General features: G+C 27.1%; 1 protein-coding gene. It reads left to right on the forward strand.

Translation table 11 applies throughout. The annotated features are described in order from the left end of the window. Positions 1-351, forward strand: a 351-nt coding sequence (locus U881_RS13850) for a DUF276 domain-containing protein (protein ID WP_024653106.1), incomplete at its 5' end; no start/stop codon positions are given. Positions 352-413 lie beyond the last annotated feature (62 nt).

Here is a 413-nt window from a genome sequence, read left to right on the forward strand (position 1 = left end):
GGTAAACGTAAATATGCTTTTCTTAAAATCAAATACAAAGTTGATCTTAAAAATTATATGTATCTTAATGTCGACTCTAATATTAGAGATATTTACTCGCGTATTAAAAAGAATAACTATGGTGATATGGGATTAAGCTTTGAATATCAAGATTTCTTTGCTCCCGTTAATGAAATTAAAGGTGTTCATTGTCTTAATGTTTCTATTGCTGTAAAAGACGATCTTAACACTAAAATTACTGCTATTGAAAGTAGTGAATTTAAAGAAAATCAAAATGTTGAAATTAAAGATAATGAAATCTTAGATCTTGAGTTTACTGCTGAGAGGCTTATTATTGATATTTCATCATAAAAGGACACACTCATGTTAAAAATACCTTCTTTTCTTCAAGGCACTCAAGTAGAAAAAATAAT

The sequence above is a fragment of the Borrelia persica No12 genome (assembly GCF_000500045.1).
Classification (GTDB): domain Bacteria; phylum Spirochaetota; class Spirochaetia; order Borreliales; family Borreliaceae; genus Borrelia; species Borrelia persica.